The sequence below is a fragment of the Mycobacterium sp. genome (genome assembly GCF_025965855.1).
In the GTDB taxonomy this organism is placed as follows: Bacteria; Actinomycetota; Actinomycetes; order Mycobacteriales; family Mycobacteriaceae; genus Mycobacterium.
Genome location: NZ_JAOPWB010000341.1, coordinates 21,618 through 30,438 on the forward strand (window position 1 = coordinate 21,618; position 8,821 = coordinate 30,438).

The window sequence follows — 8,821 nt, forward strand, 5'->3', positions numbered from 1 at the left end:
GACCGTGCCCGTCGGCGAGATCTCGCTGACGGCTAGTTGACTCGGCGCACGTTCTGGGCAACTACTGTGGAACCGTCCCAACGCAGGTCGGCCATCATCTTCACGGTCGGACAACATTCGCCATCATTTGGACCGTTGGCCATCCACGTGACATGTGCGACACGGTCCGAGATGGACAGATCGGTCACGACTTCACGGCTGTGGGTAAGGTCGCTGAGGTCCATTCCACCTAGCCGCCTGGGCCCGGCGGTTTCGAGCTGCGGGCCCGCCGTATAGAGCTGCACAGTCTCCGGCCACCCAACCCCACCGGCATTGCAGTGGATGACCATAGCGGCGTCGCCTCCGCCCCCCGTCAGGTCGCCAAACGCCACCTTGTAGGCGCCGGTGTTGTAGTTCAACGCGATCCCGACGTTTCCGGGATGCCCCTCTTGTGGCGGCAATTGCCCGTTTCTCAGTTCGCCTGGATCGTGCTCGCACAGCGCCGGCACGGGCGCGCGCTGCAAGTACTCGAACGTGACCGCGCCCCTGCCGAGCGTGGGCACCGTGGTCGCCGGACTGGTTTTGGACATCTCTGTTGTGTGCGCACAGGCGGCCACTGCGACGGCCGACAGAAGGCCAATCAGCTTGACGGCCTGGGACTGAAGCAGCCCCCGCCGGTGCGAAACCGCGGCGCACATATTGGGTCCGCCTCGGTTGAGGTGATTATTGGTCGCGTCCATCAGTGTCACTGTCGTCACCCCAGCTCGTAGGAATCGCGCGAGAGATGGAGGAAGTGACCGGTGCTGCTGTCGGTGCACGTCACCCCCGATGGCTCAACGTCGCAGGCGATCGTGCCGACAGACCGGGTTTGGCCATAGGCGAGCGTCGGTGGTGGGGGATCAACGACCACACCCCCCTGACAGCCCAGGGATGCCGGGGTGCCCTGGTCGAGATCGTATTCACGCCCCGCGACAGGACAATCCGGCAGCGGTGGCTGGGGATAGCTGTGATTCGAGACCTGGCATGCGACCGCGCCTTTGCCGTAGTGCGCCTGGTCGTTGATGTCATGCCCCCGTGACATGGCGCAGAGGATGTCTCCCGACGGGGATCGAAAATCGATCTCCTCATCTGCCTGTGCGGTGCCCGCCAAGCCCATGGTTGCCGCAACAGTCGCCGTGGCGATCAGCGCGAGCTTTGTGATTGTCATGGCCCGCTGGCCGTACGAAATTGTGGTCATGTGGGTGTCCTTTCCGGACGGACATCTCGGGGGTCTGGGGGTGCCGTGCCGGCGCGGGTCGTTAGCTGTGCCCGGCTGTGACGGCGTTCATGCAAAGAGTCTGGCAAGACGCCTTGGCAAATCCTTGCGCGTTCCTGAGGCGCGTCAGTGATTCGGGCCTACCACCGTCGCGCCGTTGGCCATCCGGTGCACGTATTGCGGGCAGTAGGACTGCGCCGAGTCGACCGTGAGGAGCACGGCGGTCTGCCGGTCGATTTGGGGGTTATGGCCGGCCAGCTGCTGGCTGATCTGGCTGGGCTCCATGCCCTGGCCGAGAGCATCGCAGACGTGGTGGGCGACGTTGATGGCCGACTGCGCGTTCCCGAAGCCGATGCCTTGCTGGTGCAGGGCGTCCAAAAACTGATCGTCCGCCGTGCCGGCGTGGGCGGGGCCGGCGCCGACCAAAGTGGCTAGGCCGAGCGCGGCGGCGGCAATGGCGGTCCCGACGACGGGCTTGAGGGGATGAGAAATCAACATGGCGATGCACTCCTGTTCGGTGGATTGGCCTTACGGGAGTTCAGAATTCGCCTGCAGGGTTGCCGAGTTCTGACACAATCCTTGTCGAATTCTTGCGCGCCTACCTCGTGGGCACCGCTATGTGCGCTTAGATCAGCGTCCACAAATTTCGAAGGTGAATTCGTGGCCGCAGATGCAAATGCGGTCACCGTCGGCCAGCATCGCGCTGGTGCGAACCCGCTGGCCCACGACATCGACTCCATTGGCTGACTGCAGATCCGTAATGACAAAGCTGTTTCCGGTGTCGACGATCACCGCATGGTGGCGGCTCACAGTGTCGTCGTCGAGGACGACGTCATTGTCGGAGAGGCGACCGATCCGGGTGGTGGTTCCTCTCAGCGGATAACGACGTCCGTCGGCGTCGCGCAGCTGTGCGACGGCGGACCCAGGGGCAACTTCGGTGCGCCGCTGCATGGTCGCGGCAGCACGTTTAGCCGTGGCGCGGGCGGCGTATTTGATGTCCAGCGGCTCTTGGCGAAGGATTCGCTGGTGAAGCCCTCGCAAGGTCGGACCGGGGTCGATGCCGAGATCGTCGGCGAGCGTCGTCTTCAGCCGCCCGTACGTTTCGAGTGCATCGTACTGGCGTTCCGCATGGTAGTAGGCGGTTATCAGCTGTGCCCACAGCGGTTCCCGGTAGGGGTGCTCGGCCGCCAGCGTCTCGAGCTCACTGATTATCGAATGAGTTCGCCCACAAGCTATCTCGGCTTCCGCCCGCGCGGTCAGCGCCACCAGCTTGTCCTCCACCAGCGCCGCGGCCAAGGCGTCGACGAAGGGGAAGTCGCGCAAATCCTCGAGCACCGGGCCGCGCCATTCGGACAGCGCGGCCGACAGGTGGGCGCTGGCCTCTTCGAATCGGCCGCCCGCCGCCGCCCCAATCCCCGCTTTTTGTTCGATCGCGAAGCGGCCGAGGTCGCAAGCCTCGTCGGGCACGTTGAGCCGATACCCCGGGCGGGCGCTGACCACAATGGCGGCGGGATCTACGCCGGCATCGCTCACCAGTCGGCGGAGCCTGGATATGTGCGCATGCAGGCTCCCGCGCGCCTCTGGCGGTGGCTGCTCCTGCCACACCGCATCGATCAACGAGTCAACGGGAACGATGCGATTTCGATTTATTAGCAGTATGGCCAGCACCGCCCGCTGCTTTGCCGCGCCCAACGGCAGGTCGGCGCCGTTGGCGCTGGCCTGCAACGGTCCCAACACCCCAAACCGAAGTGCGCTGTGGGCCATCGCGGTAGCAATCCCTTCAGCTCAGCAATGCTTCAGGACCCTTCAAGACCTATTGTGGGTCGTCGGCCCGCGTTTGCGGTAGGTAACGAACATCCGGTTTTCCATCGCGACCTCGCTGACAGCCACCGGCCGGTGCTCGATGGTCGAGGCGTGACGCCGCAGCGCTACCCGATCTCGCACCGCACGTAAGCCCCGGAACAGCCATGCATAACGAACGCCCCAGTCGGGATGTGCGGCTGATCGCCGGCGTCGCAGTGGTTGCGACGACGGGGCTGGCGGCAGGCGTAGTCGGATACCACCGGGCACCCACAAGGCGGCGCCACCCACGGCGGCGGCCATGCTGGCCGCCGACTTCGCCCAATCGGAAACGAAGCTGCACGTGGCGGTGGGCGTCGCGGTCAGCCCCGTCGGCAACGGGCACGCACCAATCACCTTGGGAAGCTGGAAAAGTGGACCCGCCTGGTCAACGATCAAGGTTCCGTTGATCATCGCGGCACTGCGTGAAGAGAACCCGCATTCGGTCACCGACGCGATGACCGCTGCCATCACCTAATCCGACAACGCGGCGGCGGAATCGATCTGGGCAAGTCTGAGAGAGCCCGTCACCGCCGCGCGCAAGATCGAAGCCGTCCTGAGGCAAACGGGCGACTTCACGACCGTCCAGCCGCAAAAAGTGCTCCCGGAATTCCCTGCGTTCGGTCAGACGGACTGGTCGCTGACCGATCAAGAGCGGTTCATTTCAGTTGCGTTCTGCGACAACGCAAACACGCCGATCTTCGCACTAATGAGCCGGGTCGTACCGGACCAGAGGTGGGCCATCGGCACGGTACCGGACGCCGAGTTCAAAGGCGGTGGGGGCCCATCACCACCGGGGGGCTATCTGGTACGGCAGCTGGGTGTGCTGCCCGCCCCAAAAGGAAGGATCGCCGTCGCGCTGGCCGCACAGCCGGGCTCGGGGAAGTTCGATGACGGCACGCCGCGCTCAACGACATCACAACATGGCTGACCGCACACTTAGCGGCACTCCCGGTCGGCCGATGCGGTCCCTGAACGCGGGAGACCCGCCCACTCACCACAGGTACACGCGCGCGCTGCTGCCACCGATGCAGGTGATCCAGCCGTCTCCCGAGTGCTGCTGGCAGTGCATGAGGAAGTTGGAGCCGTTGCACAGAGCGCCGGGAACCGTCTTGCAGTCAACGGCGCCCGGCGCGGAGACCGCCCGCGGTAGCGGGCTGGCGTTGCCGTATTCAGCCCAGTACGACGTCAGCACGCTGTTGGCGAAAAGGCATGAGGTTTCGGGAGTCCCGCGTCCGGCGTGGGCGCCGAAGCCCTCGGCTGTAGGCAGGGAGAAGCCTTGATCACAGGACTGGTGGAGGCTGCTCAGGTCGGGTCCCGTTATCAATGGGGGCTGTGCAGCGCGCGCGGGCGGGGTCTGCTGTTGTGCGGTCGGCCAGTGCGCGATGAGGCCGACGACGGCACCGATGCCCGCGAGAATCAGGGCCGCCGCTACCCCGATCACGGTCGGCAGCACCCATCTCCGCCGGGGTTCGCGTGAACCGCGGTCACGAGGCTCCGCTGGGGTGAGTTCGTCCGTCGCGCCGCCGGAGGCCGCGGCCTCTCGCTTTGACGGGACACCGGCCGCGAATGGTCGAGTGCCGTCCGCATCGGCCGCCGAGCTTCCCACTGCGCGCTGCGCCGCGCGGGCGAGGCCGCCCGCGGTTCCGTACCGCTCGTCGGGGTGTTTGGCCATGCCGCGGGTGACGACTTCGTCGAGCGCTGCGGGAACGCGCCGATTAGCCACGCTCGGTCGCGGGGGCGGCAACGCGAGGTGGGCCGCCACCAGGTGCTCAAGGCTGTCACCGGCGAACGGGGCGTGTCCGGTCAGCGACTCGTACAACACGCACGCCAGCGAATAGACGTCGACAGTGGGTGTGGTCGCCTTGTCGTTAAACCGTTCTGGTGCCATGTAATTCAACGTGCCGATCTGAGTCCCAACGGTCGTCAGCCGCGGGTCGCCTTTGGTCTGAGCGATTCCGAAGTCGACGAGATACACGAAATCCGCAGGGGTGACGATGATGTTCTGCGGCTTGACGTCGCGATGAATCAATCCCTCGGCGTGTGCCGCGTCCAGAGCGGCGGCGACCTGACTGATGATGGCCACCGCCCGCGCGGGCGCCAGCGGACCCTCCGCGATCAGGTCGAGAAGCGTCTGCCCCTGCACCATGCGCATGTCGATGTAGAGACTGCCGTCAATCTCGCCCCAGTCGTGAATCGGAATGACGTGCGGTTCCTGCAGCATCGCCGCCGCCTGGGACTCGCGCTGGAACCTGGTCCGAAACGTGTCGTTGGTCGAAAACTCTGCGGCGAGTATCTTCAGCGCGACGGTTCGCCCTTTGCCGGTGTCATAGGCTTCGTACACCATCCCGCCGCCGCCCCTGCCGAGCAGGCGCGTGATGTTGTACTTGCCGAACGTCGTACCGACGCGCGCGTCCACCGCCACCGCCTCAATTTCTCGGGTACCGACGCAGTATCTCCCCTGGCGGCCGAGCGATGCAGCTATTTGCTGCGAGAACCATCACGGGCTGGTCGGCGACCCGGCGCAAGATTCACGCAAGAAGCGCGCAAGGTGTGCTCCGCAACCTCTACGTGACCGGGCGGCAAGACCCGGACACGTTTCCCCAGGAGCCCGACATGACCACCACGTCCCGCGCAATGTTCTCGCTGATGGCAATGGCGGCGGCCGCTGCAACGCTCACTCTGACGCCAGCCGCGCACGCCGAACCCGAAAATTCTCAGCCCATGGCGGCCCACGGCGTCGAGGCCCCCCTCGGGGCCGTCCCCTGGTCGCAGGTCGGTCCCGGCTGGATGCTCGCCGTGTGGAGCCCGGCTCCGGGCTTGCATCCCGGCGAGACAGCACCCCCCGGTGCACCGACCTGGCAGATGGCCACCACGACGCTGTATCTGGTCGACCCGGCGGGTGGCCGCTACCCGATCACCACCTTCCCACCGCCGGGCGACGGTGACAGCCCGAAGCTGGTCGACTGGTCGGGCGACGGAACCCGCGCCCTGTTCTCCACGGACGAGAAGGACCGGACGGTCCTCACCGAGGTCGAGCTGCGCAACGGCGCGAAGACCACGTTCACCGTCGAACGCACCGGCGTCAACCCGCGCTACACCCGCCCCGACGGCAAGGCGGTGCTCCTGTACAAATGGAAGGGCCCGAAGCCCGGTTCAATCGAACGAGTCGACCTTGCCGGCAACCACCAGCTGACCTACCCGGTGGGGCAGGACGTCAACGGATACCTGGCCACACCGGACGGCACACAGCTCGTGCTGGGCACGGCCTCCGGCCTCGCCCTCATGGGAAACGACGGGACTCCCGGCAAGGCGGTGCCAATCGCCGGGCAGAAGAACTGCACGCCGCTGCGCTGGTGGGACCCGGGCTCGACCATCGCCCTCACCCGCTGCGAGAGCTCCGCCGGGTCCCAGCTGTGGCAGGTGCCGATCGACGGCGGGACACCGACCGCTCTCACCGCGCCTAACAACGGGCAGCACGGCCCCGATTACGGCGACTTGAACGCGTGGCAGCTCCCGGCAGGCACCTTCTTGCAGGCCGCCGGCGCGTGCGGCGTCATTTTCCTCGCCAAGCTCAACGCCGACGGCACCACCATGCGGGTCTCGGTGCCCGATGTGAAAAGCGACAGCGTCGGAGTGGTCGGCGTCAACGGGGGCGACCTCGACCTCAAAGCCAGGGCCGGGTGCGGGGGCGGCCAGGCACTCATCGACTACAACCCCGCGGCCGGCACCTCGACCGTGCTGCTCGGGCCGCCGGTCAACGGCGGGGGCGTCATCAATGCGGTGCCCTACCCGGGCCAGCGGTGAGAAAACGGCCTGTTGCGTCGATTCAAAGTGTTCGCCGTCCAGATCGTCCCGCGAATCGGCTGCAACGCCTGCCGGCCAACTCTTTTCGTACCTAACGCGGAGGGGCCGCACGCAGCGGCTCGAACCACGCTAACGACTCGTATCGACCTAGCAGGAGACCAGAGATGAAACCCAACCACGGCAATCAGCGTCGACCTAGCCGAACGCTGTGGCTTCTACTCGCCATCGCGATTGCGTCGTTCGGTGTTGTCATCGCCGCGCCCGCAATCGCACACGCGGGGTGCGGGCCCGGTGGGCCACCGCCAGGCGCGGCGAGCAAGGATATCGGGGATGCCTACGGCCAGCCCGCCGCGCTGTGGATCACCAACACGATCGTCGGCATCGCTACCGCCCGGGGCTATGGCGAGGCAGAAATACACAGCGCCAGCCCTATTCGGCGCTCCGCGCTGCTGATCGACGCCCAACAGGACGGCAACCATCAGATCATCGTTGACGCCGGCCGGGAGGCAATCCTCTACGCGGTGTCTGGCTGCACTATTACCCCGGTTGTCGATCAGCACGGCGCGTCGTTCAGGTTTGACCGTGGGCACCGGAGGGGTAATGGCGACGGCATCGGTTGCAGCGACCTCGGCGACGGCCGTCGCCTGGTCGGGTTGCTACAGCTGCGGGACGAACAAGGCACGCCCCTTTTGACCGTGCGCCGCACCGAGATCGACCTGATTGGCGAAACGGCGACGATCGGCCGCTCCGACACTGTCCCCGCAATGTCGGATCAAGATCCGGCATGGACCACGGCCAGCAGCATCAGCTGCGGCGACCTGACGATGGAGCGGGACGGACTGCAGGCACCTGGCTGACGTGGACCGGGCCCTTCGCGAGCAGCTTGTCGCAACGACGCCACCTGCGGAACCAGCGGATCATCCGTCCGATCACCGCGCTTCGCACTCGCCGACAACTGCGATCCCAACGGGATCGAGTCATGCGTGGTCATGATCCATCACCGCGAACCCGGCACAAGATTCACGCAAGGATCGCGCAAGGCCTCCGCCGCAGCCTTTAGGTGACCGGCCACCAGGGCCGACACCAACGAGAAGGAATACGCGAATGAAAGCGACGAAGACCACGGTGGTCGCTGCGATGTGCATGGCAAGCGCCGCGGCAACATTCGGTTTGGCGGCCCCCGCGCGCGCCGACTCGCCCGTGAATCTCACGGTGACCGACGGTGTCCGCACACAGCTCGTCCAGGCGGGCGCCGTGCTGACCGGCAGGCCCGCATCGGAGTTCACGGGATTGCGGCCCGGCAAGACCTATTACGCCTATGAGCCGAGCGCGGTTAGCCCTACTTATTGGGCGGCGGCGGCCCTCGACGGGCCGAAGTCGGAATTGGCTGGGATCCGACTCCAGGACCAAAACAGCTACATGATGTTTCACAAAGACGGCGATCCGGCAGCGACTTGGGTTCCGATCGCCGCCGGGTTCGGTGCCATTGCCGCGGGTGAAGAGCCGTGCCCTATCCCAGAGTCCGTTCGCGATCTCTGGCAATGGCCGCCGGGCAAGTGCTATCCGCCACCGCGGGCATGACATCGGTTGCAACCAGTCAGGAGCATTAATGAAGCGCAGCTCACTGATCGCCCTAGCCGTGACGGCCGGCATCGCCGCTGCGGCGGTGTCGACATCGGGATGTTCCACGACCACCACGGGCGCGCCGGCAACCGCGACGCCACGGAGCGCGACGGCACCGAGCGCTATCCGGCCACCGCACCCCGTGACCTATGCGCCGCAAGTCGAGCTTCCTTTCGGCAAGTTGATCAATCACCTCGCCGGCGTGGCGGTGGACGCCGCGAACAACGTGTACGTGCTCGACTTGTACTACGGCCAGGTATGGGAGATGGCGGCGGGTACGAATAACCTAGAGCCGTTGGCGTTCAAGGACCTCGGCCA

The 8,821-nt window shown here is 65.9% G+C and carries 10 protein-coding genes and 1 pseudogene; 6 read left to right on the forward strand and 5 right to left on the reverse strand.

From position 1 onward, the window contains the following. Positions 1 to 32: 32 nt before the first annotated feature. From JWP83_RS29485 to JWP83_RS29500, 4 genes are all read right to left on the reverse strand, one after another. Positions 33 to 569, reverse strand: a complete 537-nt coding sequence (locus JWP83_RS29485) for a hypothetical protein (RefSeq protein WP_297738643.1) — start codon at positions 567 to 569, stop codon at positions 33 to 35. A gap of 164 nt (positions 570 to 733) precedes the next feature. Further along, positions 734 to 1,216 carry a DUF6636 domain-containing protein gene (locus JWP83_RS29490; protein ID WP_297738645.1) on the reverse strand — a complete coding sequence of 161 codons (483 nt, stop codon included), beginning with the start codon at positions 1,214 to 1,216 and terminating at the stop codon, positions 734 to 736. Between the two features lie 144 nt (positions 1,217 to 1,360). After that, positions 1,361 to 1,732: a DUF732 domain-containing protein gene (locus JWP83_RS29495; RefSeq protein ID WP_297738647.1), complete on the reverse strand. Its 372-nt coding sequence runs from the start codon at positions 1,730 to 1,732 to the stop codon at positions 1,361 to 1,363. A 132-nt stretch (positions 1,733 to 1,864) separates the two neighbouring features. Continuing rightward, complete coding sequence (locus JWP83_RS29500; RefSeq protein WP_297738649.1) at positions 1,865 to 2,998, reverse strand: BTAD domain-containing putative transcriptional regulator; 1,134 nt, start codon at positions 2,996 to 2,998, stop codon at positions 1,865 to 1,867. 337 nt (positions 2,999 to 3,335) lie between these two features. Between JWP83_RS29500 and JWP83_RS29505 the strand changes: the two genes are divergently transcribed. Next, positions 3,336 to 3,551, forward strand: coding sequence for a hypothetical protein (locus JWP83_RS29505; RefSeq protein ID WP_297738651.1), 216 nt, complete (start codon positions 3,336 to 3,338; stop codon positions 3,549 to 3,551). Positions 3,552 to 3,782: 231 nt separating this feature from the next. Next, on the forward strand, positions 3,783 to 4,004 hold the full coding sequence (locus JWP83_RS29510; RefSeq protein WP_297738653.1) for a hypothetical protein: 222 nt from the start codon (positions 3,783 to 3,785) through the stop codon (positions 4,002 to 4,004). A gap of 63 nt (positions 4,005 to 4,067) precedes the next feature. Here JWP83_RS29510 and JWP83_RS29515 read toward each other — a convergent pair whose 3' ends face one another. After that, a complete protein-coding gene (locus tag JWP83_RS29515; protein WP_297738654.1) occupies positions 4,068 to 5,492 on the reverse strand; it encodes a serine/threonine-protein kinase in 1,425 nt (474 codons plus the stop codon). Between the two features lie 134 nt (positions 5,493 to 5,626). Here JWP83_RS29515 and JWP83_RS29520 point away from each other — a divergent pair, with 134 nt between their 5' ends. The 4 genes and pseudogenes from JWP83_RS29520 to JWP83_RS29535 form a co-directional block, all read left to right on the forward strand. Then, positions 5,627 to 6,880: a hypothetical protein gene (locus tag JWP83_RS29520; RefSeq protein ID WP_297738656.1), complete on the forward strand. Its 1,254-nt coding sequence runs from the start codon at positions 5,627 to 5,629 to the stop codon at positions 6,878 to 6,880. 164 nt (positions 6,881 to 7,044) lie between these two features. Further along, a complete protein-coding gene (locus JWP83_RS29525) occupies positions 7,045 to 7,737 on the forward strand; it encodes a hypothetical protein (RefSeq protein ID WP_297738658.1) in 693 nt (230 codons plus the stop codon). A gap of 247 nt (positions 7,738 to 7,984) precedes the next feature. Then, positions 7,985 to 8,461, forward strand: coding sequence for a hypothetical protein (locus tag JWP83_RS29530; RefSeq protein ID WP_297738660.1), 477 nt, complete (start codon positions 7,985 to 7,987; stop codon positions 8,459 to 8,461). A gap of 28 nt (positions 8,462 to 8,489) precedes the next feature. After that, a pseudogene (locus JWP83_RS29535) lies at positions 8,490 to 8,821 on the forward strand (hypothetical protein); the annotation flags it as partial.